Here is a 16,871-nt window from a genome sequence, read left to right on the forward strand (position 1 = left end):
CGCCGTGGCTGCCGTAACCGCCGCGGGGAGCCTGCCCCGCGCGGCGGGCGCACCACCGCGCCCACGCCGTTCACCACGGTGTTTCACCTCGCGCGCTCCCTCGTGGGGGTGAAAACGGGCGGGTGGCGGGGGCTGCGGACAGGCGGAAGGCCGCCGCCCGGGATCCGGACGGCGGCCTCGACGGGGTGGTCGGCCGATGAGCACGGCGACCGGCCGGACGGTCAGCCCACGAAGACGGCGACCGGCCGGGCGGTCGCTCCGTGCTCCTCCACCAGGGCCAGGAAGCGCCCGTCCGGGTCGAAGACCGCGATCGGGCCCGGCACGTCCAGGCCCGGGGCCTTGAGCTTCATCCCGTTGGAGAGCAGCCGGGCCTGCTCGGCGTCGATGTCCCAGCGCGGGAAGGCCGCGGCGGCCGCCTCGGCGATCGGCAGCACCTCCAGCTTCTCCTCCAGCTGCTCCAGCGTGCGGGCGGACTCCACGCCGTACGGGCCGACCCTGGTGCGCCGCAGCGCGGTCAGGTGGCCGCCTACGCCGAGCGCCTCGCCCAGGTCGCGGGCGAGCGCCCGGATGTAGGTGCCGGAGGAGCACTCGACGGTGACGTCCAGGTCGAGCACGGGGGTGCCGTCCTCGGCGACGGCGGGGCGGCGCTCGTGCACGGTGAAGGAGTGCACGGTGGTCGGCCGGGCGGCCAGCTCGAAGTCCTCGCCCTCGCGCACCCGGGCGTAGGAGCGCTTGCCGTCGATCTTGATGGCGCTGACCTTGGACGGCACCTGCATGATCTCGCCGGTGAGCGCGGCGATCCCGGCATCGACGGCCTCGGCGGTGACCTCCCCGGCCGGGGCGGAGGCGGTCACCTCGCCCTCCCGGTCGTCGGTGACGGTGGTCTGCCCGAGCCGGATGGTGGCCTCGTAGGTCTTGGCGGTGAGCATCAGGTGCCCGAGCAGCCGGGTGGCCCGCTCCACCCCGATCACCAGCACGCCGGTGGCCATCGGGTCCAGGGTGCCGGCGTGGCCGACCTTCCTGGTGCCGGCCAGCCAGCGCAGCTTGGCCACCACGCCGTGCGAGGTGATGCCTTCCGGCTTGTCGACGATGACCAGGCCGTCGGGGCCGGTTCCCTTGCGCTTCATGGGCTCTTCTCTGTACGGGCGGTACGGGGGACGGGCGGTTCGTGCGGGGTCGGTCGGGGGCGCGTGCGGACGCGCGGGGCGCGCGGGCTGCCGCCGGAAGCACCCCCGGCACCGGACGGGGCGGGTCGGGGCATCCGGGGGCGCGGGAGCGCCGAGGAGGGCTACCCCTGCCGGTCGAGCGCCGCCCGGAAGCGGTCCATGGTGGCCGGCACGTCCTCGCGGGCGGCGAACCCGGCTGCGTAGACGTGCCCGCCACCGCCCAGCTCGGCGCAGACCGCGGCCACGTCCACGGTGCCCCGGGAGCGGCTGGAGCCGCGCAGCGTGCCGTCCGGGTCCTGCTTGAGCACCAGGGCGACCTCGGCCTCGGCCGGGCGGCGCAGCACGTCGATCAGGCCTTCCAGCTCCTCGACGGTGACGCCGTACAGCACCAGGTCCTGGTACGGCACCCAGGTCCACACCAGCCCGCGGCCGCCGGCCTGCTCGGGCTCGTAGCGGGCCCGGTCGAGCGCGGCGCCGAGCACCTTGAGGTAGCCGAAGGACGAGGTGTCCCACAGCTGCCGGGAGATCTCGTCGTGGCGGATGCCGGTGGCCAGCAGCCGGCCGGCCAGCTCGTGGGTGGCGGGCGTGGTGGCGGCGTAGCGGAAGGAGCCGGTGTCGGTGGCCACGCCGGTGTACAGGCAGGTCGCCAGCTGCTGGTCGAGCGGCACGCCGAGGCGGCGCAGCAGCTCGTCGACCAGCACCGCGGTGGCGGGGGCGGTCGGGTCGATCAGCCGGTGGGTGCCGAAGCCGGGGTTGGAGGCGTGGTGGTCGATGACCACCAGCACCGGGGCGGCGAAGGCCTTGGCGTGCAGCAGCCCGAGCCGGCTCTCGGCGGCCACGTCGAAGCAGAGCACCAGCTCCGGCACCTCGGGCACCTCGGCGGCGGGCACCAGCAGCTCCTGGCCGGGCAGGAAGGACAGCGACTCCGGGATCACCTGCGGGTCGTCGCCGAAGGACACCCGGACCCGGTGGCCGAGCGAGCGCAGCGCGAGGCCGGCCGCCAGGGCGGAGCCGAGCGCGTCACCGTCCGGGTTGATGTGGCAGATCAGGTCGATCACCGAGGCGCGGCCGATCGCCGCCACCGCCCGCTGCCACTCGTGCTCCAGCCCCGGTGCCTCGGCCCGCGGGCCCGGAAGCACCGCGAGGGCGCCCTCCACCGTACTGGTGGAGGTCGCCCCCGGGGTGGTGCCGGCCACTGCCGGCTCGCCCGCCATGACTACTCGTCCTCGTCCGCGTCGTCACGCTCGGAGCCCGGCACCCGGTACGGGTCGGATTCCCCGGCGTAGCTGGCGCCGGCGGCGACGGTGCGGACCGCCGCGTCGGACTGACGCGCCCGGTCGAGCAGGTCGTCGATGTTCTTGGCGTTGTCGGGCAGTGCGTCGGCCACGAAGGTCAGCGTCGGGGTGAAGCGCACCCCGGTCTGCTTGCCGACCTCGGAGCGGAGCACGCCCTTGGCGCTCTCCAGCGCCGCGGCGCTGGCCTGGCGCTCGGTCTCGTCCCCGTAGACGGTGTAGAAGACGGTGGCCTCGCGCAGGTCCCCGGTGACCCGGGCGTCCGTGATGGTCACGTAGCCCAGCCGCGGGTCCTTGATCCGGCGCTGCAGGGTCTCGGCCACGACCACCTGGATGCGGTCTGCGAGCTTGCGCGCCCTAGCGGTGTCGGTCACGTTGCCTCCTCGTGCGGTGGGCTCGGTATCCGGGACAACACTCGCCCGGCGGGGCCCATGCCCCAAAGTACCTGCCCGCGCCCAGCCTTGTGGGCGCTCTCGGTCCTCGGCTCTGTGACGGTGGCGCCTGGGCACCACCGTCGCCGCTCTCAGTCATCGTCGTCGTTGTGGAACCGTCTCCGGGCGGAGAGCAGTTGCACTTCGGGGCGGCCGGCGACGAGCCGCTCACAGCTGTCCAGGATCTCGGTCACGTACCCGGCTTCGCCGGACACCACCGCCAGGCCGATCTCGGCCCTGCGGTGCAGCTCCTGGTTCCCTGTCTCGGCAGCGCACACGCTGTACTTGCGCTGCAGTTCGGCCACGATCGGCCGCACGATCGAACGCTTCTCCTTGAGCGAGTGGACGTCGCCCAGGAGCAGGTCGAAGGTGAGTGTTCCCACGAACATGTAAGGCAGGTCTCGCCGACCTGGAGGCCTCGTAGGGACCGCCCACGAGGGGCGGACGTACGTGGACCCTACACAGCGAGAGCGGGGCCGGTCGACGGGAATTCACCCCCCGTCGACCGGCCCCGTACGCACCCGCTACGAGCGCGGCTTCTCGCGCATCTCGTAGGTCTCGATGACGTCCTCGACCTTGATGTCGTTGAACGACCCGAGGGTCACACCGGCCTCGAAGCCCTCACGGACCTCGGTCGCGTCGTCCTTGAAGCGGCGCAGACCCTCGATGTTGAGGTTCTCCGCCACGACCTTGCCGTCGCGCAGCAGGCGGGCCTTGGTGTTGCGTCGGATGATGCCCTCGCGGACGAGCACACCGGCGATGTTGCCGAACTTGGAGGAACGGAACACCTCGCGGATCTCCGCGGAACCGAGGCGCACCTCCTCGTACTCCGGCTTGAGCATGCCCTTGAGGGCCGCCTCGATCTCCTCGATCGCCTGGTAGATGACCGAGTAGTACCGGATGTCGACGCCTTCGCGCTCGGCCGCGGTACGGGCACGCCCCTCGGCGCGCACGTTGAAGCCGATGATGATGGCGTCCGAGCCCATCGCCAGGTCCACGTCGGACTCGGTGATGGCACCCACACCGCGGTGCAGGATCCGGAGCTCGACCTCCTCGCCCACGTCCAGCTTGACGAGGGCGTCCTCGAGGGCTTCCACCGAACCGGAGACGTCACCCTTGATGATGAGGTTGAGCTTCTCGATGCTGCCGGCCGCCAGGGCCGCCTCGAAGCCTTCGAGCGAGACCCGGACGCGGCGCTGCGCGAAGGACGCGTTGCGGTCGCGAGCGGCACGCTTCTCGGCGATCTGGCGGGCCGTGCGGTCCTCGTCGACGACGATGAAGCTGTCGCCGGCGCGGGGCACCGAGGTGAGACCGAGCAGCAGCACCGGACGGGACGGGCCCGCCTCGGCGAGGCTGTTGCCGTTCTCGTCGAGCATGGCGCGGACGCGGCCGTAGGCGTCGCCGACCACGATCGAGTCACCGACGCGGAGGGTACCGCGCTGGACCAGCAGGGTCGCCATGGCGCCGCGGCCCTTGTCGAGGTGGGCCTCGATCGCGATGCCCTGCGCGTCCTGCTCCGGGTTGGCCCGCAGGTCGAGCGAGGCGTCGGCGGTCAGCACGACCGCCTCCAGCAGCTGGTCGATGTTCAGACCCTGGCGCGCGGAGATGTCGACGAACATGGTGTCGCCGCCGTACTCCTCGGCCACCAGACCGAACTCGGTCAGCTGACCGCGGACCTTGGTCGGGTCGGCGCCCTCGACGTCGATCTTGTTGACGGCGACCACGATCGGCACACCCGCGGCCTTGGCGTGGTTGAGCGCCTCGACCGTCTGCGGCATGACACCGTCGTTGGCCGCGACCACCAGGATCGCGATGTCGGTGGACTTGGCACCACGGGCACGCATGGCGGAGAACGCCTCGTGACCGGGGGTGTCGAGGAAGGTGATCGGACGCTCTTCGCCGTTCACCGTCGCCGTCACCTGGTAGGCACCGATGTGCTGGGTGATGCCACCGGCCTCGCCGGCCACCACGTTGGTCTTGCGGATGGCGTCCAGCAGGCGGGTCTTACCGTGGTCGACGTGACCCATGACGGTGACGACCGGCGGGCGCGCCTCCAGCATGTCCTCGTCGCCCTCGTCGGCACCGAAGTCGATGTCGAACGACTCGAGCAGCTCGCGGTCCTCGTCGTCCCGGCTGACGATCTCCAGGATGAAGCCCATCTCCTGGGCCAGCATCTCGAGGGTCGCGTCGGAGACCGACTGGGTCGCGGTCACCATCTCACCGAGGTTGAACATCACCGAGACGAGCGCCGCCGGGTTGGCGTTGATCTTCTCCGCGAAGTCCGTCAGCGAGGCACCACGCGACAGGCGGACGGTCTGTCCGTTGCCGCGGGGCAGCATCACGCCACCGACGGACGGGGCCTGCATGGCCTCGTACTCCTGGCGCTTCGCCCGCTTCGACTTGCGACCACGGGCCGGACGGCCACCGGGGCCACGGCCGAAGGCACCCTGCGTGCCACCACGGGCACCCGGGCCGCCGGGACGGCCGCCGAAGCCACCGGGACGGCCACCGCCGCCACCGAAGCCGCCGCCACCGCCGCCGCCACCCGGACGGGGGCCGCCGAAGCCGCCGCCGCCACCGGCCGGACGCGAGCCCGGACCGGCCGGACGACCGGCGAAGCCGGGACGGGCGCCGCCGCCACCGGGCGCACCGGGACGGGCGCCGGGGCCGCCACCCGGGCGCGGGCCCGGACGCGGGCCGGGACCGGCCGGACGCTGCGGCATCATGCCCGGGTTCGGGCGCGGCATGCCGGACGGGCTGGGCGCGCCGGGGCGCGGACCGGCCGGACGGGGCATGCCGTCCGGACGCGGACGGTCGCCGCCGGGACGCGGGGCGCCACCGGGGCCGGCCGCGGGACGCGGACGGTCGCCACCGGGACGCGGGGCGCCACCGGGGCCACCCTGGCCCGGACGGGCCGGACGGTCACCGGTCGGACGGGGACGCTCGCCGGCACCCGGCGCGCCACCCTGGCCCGGACGGGCCGGACGGTCGCCACCGGGACGCGGACGGTCGCCGCCACCCGGGCCCGCCGGACGCGGCGCGCCGGGGCGGGCCATGCCGGTGTTGCTCGAGGTGAACGGGTTGTTGCCCGGACGCGGGCCGGCCGGACGCGGGCCCGGACGGGCCGCGGGGTTGGCCGGACGCGCGGCGGCCGGACGGGCGGCCGGAGCCGCCGGGGCCGCCGGAGCGGCCTCGCCACCGGCCGGGGCCGGCGAGGAGAACTCGGCCGCGGGAGCGACCGGAGCTGCCGGGGCGGCGGGAGCCGCCGGGGCCGGCGTGGCCGGACGGGCGGCCGGGCGCGGGCCGGGTGCCGGAGCACCGGCGGGACGCGCGGGGGCGGCCGGCGCCGGGGCGGCGGCCGCGGGGGTGGGACGGGGACCCGGCGTCGCGGCGGGCCGCGGGCCGGGGGTGGGGGCGCCCGGACGCGGCGCGGAGGCGCCGGCGGCGGGCTGGGGCGCCGCGGGCTTCCGCGGGCCGGGCTTGGCGGACGCGCCACCGGACGGCGGCGTCGCTCCCAGAGCATCAGTCAACTTGCGCACGACCGGCGCCTCGATCGTCGAGGACGCCGAACGGACGAACTCGCCGAGCTCGGTGAGCTTGGCCATGACGGCCTTGCTCTCCAAGCCAAGCTCCTTGGCGAGTTCATATACCCGGACCTTAGCCACTTCACTCCTGTCTATGAGTCCGGGGTGGTCGTCCGCCGGACTGTCGCTACTTCATGGGCGTACTCATCGCGTACTCATCGAGTGCTCATCGCAATCTCGACCTACTTCCAACTCGCGAGGTACCTGACGTGACGCACGGCGTGCCGCCGCCGTGCGCTGTGTGCGTGTTACGGGTGATCTGTCTCCTCAGGGCGTCGGCGAACCGCCCGCCCGGGCCTCGACACAGGCCCGCAGTGCGTCGGTGTCGAGCGGACCCTGGAGCCGGAAGGCCCTGGGGAACGCCCGGCGGCGTACCGCGAGGTCGAGGCAGCCCGGCTCGGGGTGCAGATGCGCACCCCGGCCCGGCAGTGTGCCGCGCGGATCGGGGACGCACACGCCCTCGACCGCAACGACACGCAACAGCTCGTGCTTGGCCGCTCGCTTGCGGCAGCCCACGCAGGTGCGTTCCGGGCATGCTCGGACATGCGTCCGGCCAGACAGAATCAAGTCTACCCCTCCGAAGGGACATGCCGCCGCCCCGCCGGCCGAGGGCGGGGAGCACGGGTGGTGAAGCGCGGGGTACGCGGCGCTATTCCCGGTCCTCGCCGGCGGGCACCTCGGTGTCCGGGCGGATGTCGATCCGCCAGCCGGTGAGGCGGGCGGCCAGGCGGGCGTTCTGCCCTTCCTTGCCGATCGCCAGCGACAGCTGGTAGTCCGGCACGATCACCCGGGCGGAGCGCTGGGCCAGGTCCACGATCTCCACCTTCGTCACCCGTGCGGGCGACAGCGCGGCGGCGACCATCTCGGCCGGGTCCTCCGACCAGTCGACAATGTCGATCTTCTCGCCGTGCAGCTCGGCCATCACGTTGCGCACCCGGCCGCCCATCGGGCCGATGCAGGCGCCCTTGGCGTTCAGGCCCGCACGGCGGGACCACACGGCGATCTTGGTGCGGTGGCCGGCCTCGCGGGCGATCGCCGCGATCTCCACCGAACCGTCGGCGATCTCCGGCACCTCCAGCGCGAACAGGCGCTTCACCAGGCTCGGGTGGGTCCGCGACAGGGTCACGGACGGCCCGCGGACACCGCGGCGCACGCCCACCACGTAGCACTTCAGGCGGGTGCCGTGCCGGTAGTCCTCGCCGGGGACCTGCTCCTGCGGCGGCAGGATGGCCTCCAGCTTGCCGATGTCCACCAGGATGTTCTTCGGGTCGTTGCCCTGCTGGACGACACCGGTGACGATGTCGCCCTCCTTGCCCGCGTACTCGCCGAAGGTCTGGTCGTCCGCGGCGTCCCGCAGACGCTGCAGGATCACCTGCTTGGCGGTGGAGGCGGCGATCCGGCCGAACCCGCTCGGGGTGTCGTCGAACTCCTTCGGCTCCACGCCCTCGTCCAGCTCCGCCGGGTCCTCCAGCGCCCACACCGTGACGTGACCGGTCTTGCGGTTCAGCTCCACCCGCGCCCGGCGGCGCGAGCCCTCGGTGCGGTGGTACGCGATGAGAAGCGCCGACTCGATCGACTCGACCAGCAGGTCGAACGGAACGCCCTTCTCGGTAACCAGCCCACGCAGGGCGCTCATGTCGATGTCCACGGCTACGCCTCCTCTTCACTCATCAGGTTCACAGTGCTCGTCGACCGGTGACTACCGGTCCGCACCCTCGTCCGCCCCCGCGGAGGCGTCGTCGTCCTCGAAGTCCGCGCCGTCGGTGTCGGCGTCGTCCGCGTCGTCCACCAGGTCCTCGGCCGCGTCCAGCAGCTCGTCGTCCTTGCGGTTGAACTCGACCTGCACCCGGGCCCGGTCGATCTCCGCCCAGGCCAGCCGGCGCTCCTTGGGACGGCCGCGGCCCTTCACCGGCTGGACCTCGACCAGCACGCCGTCCTCGTCGCTCTCCAGGACCCGGGCGACGATCTCCTTGCCGTCGGTCAGGTGCACCTTGGCCAGCCGGCCCTCGGCCCGGCGCCAGTGGCGGGGCTCGGAGAGCGGGCGCTCGGCACCCGGGGAACCGACCTCCAGCAGGTAGGGCGCGGCGCCCATCAGGTCGGACTCGTCCAGCACCTGGCCCACGTGGCGGCTGAACTCGGCGATCGCGTCGAGGTCGACACCGCCGTCGGCGTCCACGTCGATCTGCACCTGGCGGCGGCTGCCGGCCTGGGTGACGGTGACGGCTTCGAGGTCCAGCCCGGCCTCGGCGGCCAGGGGCTCCAGCAGCGCGCGCAACCGATCGGTCTGGGTGGTGCTCATCCGGGTGACTCCTCGGGCGCGTCTGCTGTTGTCGAAGGTGCTAACTGAGAGCAGAGCCTATCGGGCCGACCCCCGAAACGCCGATTCCGACCTGACCGCGGGCCGCCCGACGGACCCCGCTGCGAGCAAGGTCACAGTGGACGGATAGCGTCCATCCGGACTCGGCGTTGTGTGGGTCCGGTAATGATTCACGGAGCGGAGGGGGGCGACCGGCTCCCCGTCCGGCAGACGGGAGCCGTTCGATGCTGTCCCCCACCCGGCGGGCGTTCCTGATCCTCGGCGCCCTCGCCGGCAGCCACCTGCTGTGCGCCTGCACCGGCGGGCACCACGAGGACGGCGACGGCGAACAGCACCGGGCGGACCAGGACCTGCCGCTGCGCACCCGGGCGGTGGCCGCCACCGACGCGCTGCTGGCCGGCTACGACGGCGTGCTCGCCGGCCCGGGCGCGGCCGGCCGGGCCGACCTGCTGAAGCAGCTGCGGGCCGAGGTGGTGCAGCACCGGGCCGCGCTCGCCGAGGGCCTGCCCACGGCCACCGGGACCCCCGCAGCCTCCGCCGCGGCCGGATCGCCCACCACCGCACCGGCCACCACCGCACCGCCCGCCTCCGCACCGGCCAGCACCGCACCGGTCACCACCGTGGCCGCGCTGGCCGCCGCCGAGCGGCAGACCGCGACCGCGCGGCTCGCCGACCTGGCCGCCGCCTCCCCCGCGCTGGCCAAGCTGCTGGCCTCGGTCTCCGCGGCCGGCGCGGTGCACGCCGGCCGGCTCGGCGACACCGGCCCGGTCGGCCCCGCCACCGCCCCTGCCACGGCCGCCCCCTCCGGCGCGGCCTCGCCCACCGGCCCGACGACCGCCCCGGGCACCGCCCCCACCAGCGCCCCGGCCGGCGCCCCGGCCGGCGGGAGCGCGGCGCCCTCCGCCCAGCCCTCGGCCCTGCCGTCGACCGGCGCCGCCGGCGCCCAGTCGGCGCTGGCCGCCGAGCACGCCGCGGTGTACGGCTACGGCGTGGTCTGCGCCTTCCTCCCGGTCGGCAAGCCCCGCGACGACGGCCGCACCGACTACCTCGCCCACCAGGCCCGGCGGGACGGCTGGCAGCGCCTGCTCGGGGCGGGCGGTGCCAGCCCCACCCCGGCCGCGGCCGGTTACCGACTGCCGCTCCAGGTCAAGGACGGGGCCACCGCCGGGCAGCTCGCCGCCCACATCGAGACCCGGCTGACCACGGTCTACGCCGATCTGGTCGGCACCGGGACCGGCCCGCTGCGGCTGCAGGCCGCCGACGCCCTGCGGGAGAGCGCGCTGCGGGCCCAGCACTGGGGAGCGGAACCGCCGGCCCTGCCCGGCCTGCCCGCACCCGCCATCGGCTCCCCCTCGGGCTCCGTCCCGGCCCCGACCTCGGCCTCCGCCGCCGCTTCGCCGAGCCACTGACCGGCCCGGCACCGAGCGCCTGACCAGCAGAATCGACCCGATGCCCGAGAATGGGCGGGCACACCGGGAGGGACGGACCCAGCGAAAGGCCAGCATGACGGCACAGCCAGGGCGGATCACCGTCCCCGAGCGCCTGACCGGGACCGTCCGGCTCTGGGAGGGCGACGCCGGGCTGGCCTGGCTGGCCGACCTGCCCGGCCGGTTCGCCGACCAGCTCGCCCGCCGGGGGCTGGTGCTGGAACGGATCTGCGAACCCGGCGGCCGGATCAGCCTGGTGGGCTACGTGCACCGCGCCGACGACCTGGCCCCGGCCGTGCTGAAGCTGGGCGTGGTCAACCGGGAGACCGACCAGGAGCACGCGGCGCTGGCCCACTGGGCGGGGCGCGGGGCGGTCCTGCTGCTGGCCGCCGAACCCGAGCACGGGGTCCTGGTGCTGGAGCGCCTGCACGGCGACATCCCGCTGCGCTCGCTGGCCGAGGCCAAGGCGATGCTGGAGGCCGTCGGACTGCTCCAGCGGCTCTGGGTGCCGCCCGGCGAGGGCCATCCGTTCACCTCGGTCGGCGAACGGGTGGCGGGCCTGTCCGAGCTGATCCGCGAGCGGCGCGGGCTGCCGGAGGCCGCCGCGGCCCGGCCGCTGATCGACGAGGCGCTGGAGACGGCCGCCGGCCTGCTCGCCGACGAGCCCGAACGGCTGCTGCTGCACGGCGACTTCCACCACGGCAACGTGCTCGCCGCCGACCGCTCGCCCTGGCTGGCGATCGACCCGCGGCCGCTGGTCGGCGAGCGCGCCTACGACCTCGCCCGGCTGGCCCGGGACCGGCTGGACACCCTGGCCGGCTCCCCCGGCCAGCGCGGGGCGCTGCGCCGCCGGCTGCAGCAGCTGGCCGGCGCGGTCGAGGTGGACCAGGACCGGCTGCGCGGCTGGACCCTGTTCCGCACCGTGGAGGCGGGTCTGTGGCACCTGTCCACCGGGGCCCGGGAGCAGGCCGAGCTCTACCTGGAGTTCGCGTCCTGGCTGTGACCCGGCCGCAGCGGCAGCGGGGCGCCCATCACCGCGTACGGGCGCTGGGTGTTGGGGAAGCGCACCGCGCGAGCCAGGTCCCGGTAGCCGAGCGCGCGGTACAGCCGCCGGGCCGGGGTCTCGGCGTCGATCGCGGAGAGGATCGAGCGGTCCTTGCCGGAGCGCTCGCACAGCGTCCGGATCAGCGTGCTGCCCACGCCGCGGCCCTGGAACTCGGGCAGCACGTGGAGTTCGGTGATCGCGAAGACGCCGTCCAGCCAGTCGCCGTGGCCGGCGGCCTCCAGGTAGGGCTCGATCACGGTGCTCCACCAGTGCTCGCGGTGGTTGGGCATCCCGTAGCCGAAGCCCACCAGCCGGCCGGCGGACATCGCGCCGAGCGCCATCACCCCGGGCTGGAGCGCATGCCGGCCGACCAGCGGCAGCCGGATCGCGACCTCCGCCGGGCCCAGGCCGAAGGCGACCGCCTGCACCTCGAGCGCCGCCGGCGCCCACGCGGCCAGATCGATGGCCTCGATCGTCACCTCGGTCAGCTGCTTCATGCCCCGGACGTTACTACTTCACCCGATCCCCGGGCGATCGGCCGGACGCCGGGTGGTGCCCCTCCGGACACCGGGCGGTGGCCGGCCGGCCACCGGGTCAGAACAGCACGCTCATGAAGGCGCCGACCTCGCGGAAGCCGACCCGGCGGTAGGCGGCCCGGGCGCGCACGTTGTAGTCGTTGACGTACAGCGAGACGGTCGGGGCGACCTCGCGCAGCGCGATCTCCAGGACGGCCGCCATGCCGGTCTCGGACAGGCCCCGGCCGCGGTGCTCGGGGGCCACCCAGACGCCCTGGATCTGGCAGGCGCCGGCGGTCACGGCACCGATCTCGGCCTTGAAGACCACCCCGCCGTCCTCGTCGAAGCGGGCGAACGAGCGCCCGGCGCCGACCAGTTCGGCCACCCGGGCCTGGTAGAGCAGGCCGCCGTCGCCGGCCAGCGGGGAGATGCCGACCTCCTCGGTGAACATCGCCACGCAGGCCGGCATCAGGTTCTCGATCTCGTTCTTGCGCACCCGGCGCACCAGCGGGTCCGGCGCCACCTCGGTGGCGGGGGCCTCGGCGGCCATCAGCGGCTGGTGGCCGCGGACCTCCCGGGCCGGGCCCCAGCTGCGCTCCAGCAGGGCCCACAGGGTGGCGGTGGACTCGGCCGGCCCGACGATGGAGGAGCAGCGGCGGCCCTGCCGGCGGGCCCGCTCGGCGAACGCCCGGACGGCCTCCGGACCGGCGTTGACCGGTACCAGGTTCGCCCCGGCGTAGCAGAGTGCCCCGAGCCGGCCGTCCTCGCCGGTCCAGCCCCACATCTCGCCGCCGAGCCGCCACGGATCGAGCCCGACCGCCTCCACCCGGGTGGCGACGAAGGCATTGGCCACCGGGTCGCGGTGGAGGATCTCCAGGGCCTCGGGGAGGTCCTGGGCCTCCAGCACGCGGGTGGCCGACAGGGCCCGGGCGACCTGGAACGGGCCGGGGAGCATCACACCTCGATCGAGCACGGGCACCTCTCTGGTACAACTCTGCGGCACCCTACTCCCCTGAGGGACGCAGACAAGGCTGTGGGGCCGTCCGTGGGCGGACGGCCCCAGCGCGGGACCCGGCCGGCGGGCCCGGCGGCGGTTACTCGGCGGCCGTGACGACCGGGGCGCCGGAGGCGATGCCGTCGGCCTGCATCTGCTCGGCGAGCTTGAGCGCCTCCTCGATCAGGGTCTCGACGATCTTGGACTCGGGGACGGTCTTGATGACCTCGCCCTTGACGAAGATCTGGCCCTTGCCGTTGCCGGAGGCGACGCCGAGGTCGGCCTCACGAGCCTCGCCCGGGCCGTTCACGACGCAGCCCATGACGGCGACCCGCAGCGGCACCTCCATGCCCTCGAGGCCGGCGGTGACCTCCTCGGCGAGCTTGTAGACGTCGACCTGGGCACGGCCGCAGGACGGGCAGGAGACGATCTCCAGGCCGCGCTCGCGCAGGCCCAGCGACTCCAGGATCTGGTTGCCGACCTTGATCTCCTCGGCCGGCGGGGCGGAGAGCGAGACCCGGATGGTGTCGCCGATGCCATCGGCGAGCAGCGCGCCGAAGGCGACCGCGGACTTGATGGTGCCCTGGAAGGCCGGGCCGGCCTCGGTGACGCCGAGGTGCAGCGGGTAGTCGCAGGCAGCGGCCAGCTGGCGGTAGGCGTTGATCATCACGACCGGGTCGTTGTGCTTGACCGAGATCTTGATGTCGCGGAAGTCGTGCTCCTCGAACAGCGAGCACTCCCACAGCGCGGACTCCACCAGCGCCTCGGGGGTGGCCCGGCCGTACTTCTCCAGCAGGCGCTTGTCGAGCGAGCCGGCGTTGACGCCGATCCGGATCGGGACGCCGGCGGCCTTGGCGGCCTTGGCGATCTCGCCGACCTTGTCGTCGAAGGCCTTGATGTTGCCGGGGTTCACGCGGACGGCGGCGCAGCCGGCGTCGATCGCGGCGAACACGTACTTCGGCTGGAAGTGGATGTCCGCGATGACCGGGATCTGGGACTTCTTGGCGATGATCGGCAGCGCGTCGGCGTCGTCCTGGGAGGGCACCGCGACCCGGACGATCTGGCAGCCGGAGGCGGTCAGCTCGGCGATCTGCTGCAGCGTCGCGTTGATGTCGGACGTCAGCGTGGTGGTCATCGACTGGACCGAGATCGGGGCGTCGCCGCCGACCGGGACGTTGCCGACCATGATCTGGCGCGAGACGCGGCGCTTGGCCAACGGCTTGAGCGGCAGGGACGGAATACCGAGCGAGATCGCGGTCATGTGCGCAGGGTTCCCCAGGTCGAGGTTTGGGTGAGCGGGCCGACGGGTCGGGCCCGGCCGGGCAGGCCGCGGAAGGGCGCGCCCGGCTTACAAAGGTACGCCACGGCCGAGCGGCGGAGCACACTCGGCCGTGGCGGACAAGACTTAATTGATTTTGACCGGATTGACGATGTCCGCGACCATCACCAGCGCCGTGAAGCAGATGAAGATCCCGGCCACCACGTAGGCCACCGGCATCAGCCGGGCCACGTCGAACGGACCCGGGTCCGGCCGGCGCACCAGGGCGGCGAACCGGCGGCGGACCGACTCCCAGAGCGCGCCCGCGATGTGCCCGCCGTCCAGCGGCAGCAGCGGCAGCATGTTGAACAGGAACAGCGAGAGGTTGATGCCGGCCAGCAGCTGGACGAAGAAGGCGAGCTGCTGGGTGGCCGGGAGGTCCATCGCGAACACGTCGCCGCCCAGGCGCGCCGCGCCGACCATCCCGATCGGGTCGTCGGTGGAGCGCGGGGTCCCGTCCACCACCGCGTGCCAGAGCCCGGGGATCTTGCTCGGCAGGGCGGCCAGCGAGGTCACGCCGTGCTCGGCCATCGCGACCATCTGGTCGGCGCTCTCGCCGACCGACAGGTGGTGCACGCCCTCGGCCGGGGTGATCCCGAGGAAGCCGGCCTCGACCGTCCGCCCCTTGACCGCGTAGCCGTCCTTGTCCATCACCGGCAGCGTGTTGGTGGCGATCTCGGCGGAGAGCGTGACCTGCGCGCCGTCGCGCTGCACCACGATCGGCACGGTGCGCCCGGCCGCGTCGCGGATGTCGTCCTGGAGCTGGCGGTAGGTGGAGATCGGATCGCCGCCGAAGGAGAGCACCCGGTCGCCGTTGTGCAGGCCGGCCTTGTTGGCCGGGGACAGCGGGGCGTCGGCGGGGCAGACGTCCGTGCGCTCGCCGGTCTTGACCACGCACTGGCTGACCGAGGCGACCACCGGCACCGCGATCTGCTGGCCGATGCCCATGAACAGGGCCAGGAAGAGCGCGACCGACAGGATCAGGTTCATGAACGGGCCGGCGAACATCACGATGACCCGCTGCCACGGCTTGCGGGTGTAGAACAGGCGGTCCTCGTCGCCCTCCTGGAGCTCCTCGTAGGAGGCCTCCCGGGCGTCCTCGATCATGGTGCGCCAGGGCGAGCTGCTGCGCTTGGTTATCCGGCCGTCGGCCCCGGGCGGGAACATCCCGATCATGCGGATGTAGCCGCCGAGCGGGATCGCCTTGAAGCCGTACTCCGTCTCGCCCTTCTTGCGGGACCAGACGGTCGGCCCGAAGCCGACCATGTACTGCGGCACCCGGATCTTGAACAGCTTGGCCGTGGAGAGGTGGCCGAGCTCGTGCCAGGCGATCGAGAAGAGCAGGCCGACCAGGAAGATCAGAATGCCCAGCACCCACATCAGGTTGTTCACCGCTGATCCTCCGTCATGCCGTTCCGCTCGCCGTCCGTGCCGCTCAACCCGCTGCCAGCTCCCTGGCGCGGGCCCGGGCCCAGTCCTCCGCGTGGAGTACGTCCGCCACGGTCAGCGAAGTTCCCGCGGGGGCGCCGTGCTCGGCGACCACCTTGGCCACAGTGTCCACGATCCCGGTGAAGGGCAGCCGGCCCTTCAGGAAAGCGTCCACGCACTCCTCGTTGGCCGCGTTGAAGACCGCCGGGGCCGTGCCGCCGAGCGTACCCACCTCGCGGGCCAGCTCCACCGCGGGGAAGGCCTCGTCGTCGAGCGGGAAGAACTCCCAGGTTGCGGCCTTGGTCCAGTCGCAGCCCGGGGCCGCGTCCGGGACCCGGTCCGGCCAGCCGATGCCGAGCGCGATCGGCATCCGCATGTCCGGGGGGCTCGCCTGGGCCAGCGTGGAGCCGTCCGAGAACTCCACCATCGAGTGGACGACGGACTGCGGATGGACCACGACCTCGATCCGGTCGAACGGCACGTCGTACAGCAGGTGCGCCTCGATCACCTCCAGGCCCTTGTTCACCAGGGTGGCGGAGTTGATCGTGATCACCGGGCCCATCGCCCAGGTCGGGTGGGCCAGCGCGTCCGCGGGGGTGACGGTGGCCAGCTGCTCGCGGGTGCGGCCGCGGAACGGGCCGCCGCTGGCGGTGACCACCAGCTTGCGGACCTCGGCCCGGGTGCCGCCGGCCAGCGCCTGGAAGATCGCGGTGTGCTCGGAGTCGACCGGCACGATCTGCCCCGGCTTCGCCAGCGCCTTCACCAGCGGGCCGCCGACGATCAGCGACTCCTTGTTCGCCAGCACCAGCACCCGGCCGGCCTCCAGCGCCGCCAGGGTGGGCGCCAGGCCGATCGAACCGGTGATGCCGTTGAGCACCGAGTGGCAGGCGATCCGGGCCGCCTCGGTGGCCGCCTCGGGGCCGGCCAGGATCCGCGGCAGCGCGCCGCCCGGCGCCCGCGCCGCCAGCGCCTCGCGCAGCGCGGGCACGGCCGCCTCGTCGGCCACCGCCACCGTGTGCACGCCCAGGCGCAGCGCCTGCTCGGCGAGCAGCGCGACCCGGCCGCCGGCCGCCGACAGCGCGACCACCTTGAACCGGTCCGGGTTGCGCAGCACCACGTCGATGGCCTGGGTGCCGATCGACCCGGTGGAGCCGAGGATCACCAGCTCCCGCGGGCCGGCGGGGTCCTGGACGGTCGGGGTGAAGCGCAGCTGCGGGTGGGCGAGCGAGTTCATGGAGCCCATTGTGTCCTGCCCGCCGGGGCGCCGTGGCCGCTCCCCCCGTCCGGAGGACCGATCGGGCACGGTTCCCGGCACGGCTCGCGGCCCGGGTGGGCGTGCGGTCCGGTGGGCGCG

General features: G+C 73.8%; 15 protein-coding genes. 2 read left to right on the top strand and 13 right to left on the bottom strand.

Annotation, left to right across the window (positions count from 1 at the left end; genetic code table 11):
• Positions 1 to 221: 221 nt before the first annotated feature.
• From truB to rimP, 8 genes are all read right to left on the bottom strand, one after another.
• Entirely contained in the window at positions 222 to 1,127 is a 906-nt protein-coding gene (truB, locus tag ABT014_RS30795) for a tRNA pseudouridine(55) synthase TruB (RefSeq protein WP_350642568.1), read from the bottom strand.
• Between the two features lie 161 nt (positions 1,128 to 1,288).
• Entirely contained in the window at positions 1,289 to 2,380 is a 1,092-nt protein-coding gene (locus tag ABT014_RS30800; protein ID WP_350642569.1) for a DHH family phosphoesterase, read from the bottom strand.
• A gap of 2 nt (positions 2,381 to 2,382) precedes the next feature.
• Positions 2,383 to 2,832 carry a 30S ribosome-binding factor RbfA gene (gene rbfA, locus ABT014_RS30805; protein ID WP_350642570.1) on the bottom strand — a complete coding sequence of 150 codons (450 nt, stop codon included), beginning with the start codon at positions 2,830 to 2,832 and terminating at the stop codon, positions 2,383 to 2,385.
• 149 nt (positions 2,833 to 2,981) lie between these two features.
• The gene (locus tag ABT014_RS30810) at positions 2,982 to 3,278 is read right to left on the bottom strand and encodes a DUF503 domain-containing protein (RefSeq protein WP_350642571.1); all 297 of its coding nucleotides are present in this window, start codon (positions 3,276 to 3,278) and stop codon (positions 2,982 to 2,984) included.
• Positions 3,279 to 3,413: 135 nt separating this feature from the next.
• Complete coding sequence (gene infB, locus ABT014_RS30815; protein ID WP_350642572.1) at positions 3,414 to 6,554, bottom strand: translation initiation factor IF-2; 3,141 nt, start codon at positions 6,552 to 6,554, stop codon at positions 3,414 to 3,416.
• Positions 6,555 to 6,740: 186 nt separating this feature from the next.
• Complete coding sequence (locus ABT014_RS30820; RefSeq protein ID WP_350642608.1) at positions 6,741 to 7,034, bottom strand: YlxR family protein; 294 nt, start codon at positions 7,032 to 7,034, stop codon at positions 6,741 to 6,743.
• A gap of 88 nt (positions 7,035 to 7,122) precedes the next feature.
• Positions 7,123 to 8,121, bottom strand: a complete 999-nt coding sequence (gene nusA, locus ABT014_RS30825; RefSeq protein ID WP_350642573.1) for a transcription termination factor NusA — start codon at positions 8,119 to 8,121, stop codon at positions 7,123 to 7,125.
• Between the two features lie 51 nt (positions 8,122 to 8,172).
• The gene (rimP, locus tag ABT014_RS30830; RefSeq protein WP_350642574.1) at positions 8,173 to 8,772 is read right to left on the bottom strand and encodes a ribosome maturation factor RimP; all 600 of its coding nucleotides are present in this window, start codon (positions 8,770 to 8,772) and stop codon (positions 8,173 to 8,175) included.
• Between the two features lie 242 nt (positions 8,773 to 9,014).
• Between rimP and ABT014_RS30835 the strand changes: the two genes are divergently transcribed.
• Positions 9,015 to 10,199: a ferritin-like domain-containing protein gene (locus ABT014_RS30835; protein WP_350642576.1), complete on the top strand. Its 1,185-nt coding sequence runs from the start codon at positions 9,015 to 9,017 to the stop codon at positions 10,197 to 10,199.
• A gap of 94 nt (positions 10,200 to 10,293) precedes the next feature.
• Positions 10,294 to 11,220, top strand: a complete 927-nt coding sequence (locus ABT014_RS30840) for an aminoglycoside phosphotransferase family protein (protein WP_350642578.1) — start codon at positions 10,294 to 10,296, stop codon at positions 11,218 to 11,220.
• Here ABT014_RS30840 and ABT014_RS30845 read toward each other — a convergent pair.
• From ABT014_RS30845 to dxr, 5 genes are all read right to left on the bottom strand, one after another.
• Complete coding sequence (locus ABT014_RS30845) at positions 11,193 to 11,759, bottom strand: GNAT family N-acetyltransferase (protein WP_350642580.1); 567 nt, start codon at positions 11,757 to 11,759, stop codon at positions 11,193 to 11,195. The two genes, ABT014_RS30840 and ABT014_RS30845, sit on opposite strands and share 28 nt — an antisense overlap.
• A gap of 97 nt (positions 11,760 to 11,856) precedes the next feature.
• Positions 11,857 to 12,732, bottom strand: a complete 876-nt coding sequence (locus ABT014_RS30850; RefSeq protein WP_350642610.1) for a GNAT family N-acetyltransferase — start codon at positions 12,730 to 12,732, stop codon at positions 11,857 to 11,859.
• A gap of 139 nt (positions 12,733 to 12,871) precedes the next feature.
• The gene (gene ispG / locus ABT014_RS30855) at positions 12,872 to 14,032 is read right to left on the bottom strand and encodes a flavodoxin-dependent (E)-4-hydroxy-3-methylbut-2-enyl-diphosphate synthase (protein ID WP_350642581.1); all 1,161 of its coding nucleotides are present in this window, start codon (positions 14,030 to 14,032) and stop codon (positions 12,872 to 12,874) included.
• Positions 14,033 to 14,176: 144 nt separating this feature from the next.
• Complete coding sequence (locus tag ABT014_RS30860; RefSeq protein ID WP_350642582.1) at positions 14,177 to 15,481, bottom strand: M50 family metallopeptidase; 1,305 nt, start codon at positions 15,479 to 15,481, stop codon at positions 14,177 to 14,179.
• Between the two features lie 43 nt (positions 15,482 to 15,524).
• Positions 15,525 to 16,751, bottom strand: a complete 1,227-nt coding sequence (gene dxr, locus ABT014_RS30865) for a 1-deoxy-D-xylulose-5-phosphate reductoisomerase (RefSeq protein WP_350642583.1) — start codon at positions 16,749 to 16,751, stop codon at positions 15,525 to 15,527.
• Positions 16,752 to 16,871 lie beyond the last annotated feature (120 nt).

The organism is Kitasatospora sp. NPDC094015, from assembly GCF_040304075.1.
Classification (GTDB): domain Bacteria; phylum Actinomycetota; class Actinomycetes; order Streptomycetales; family Streptomycetaceae; genus Kitasatospora.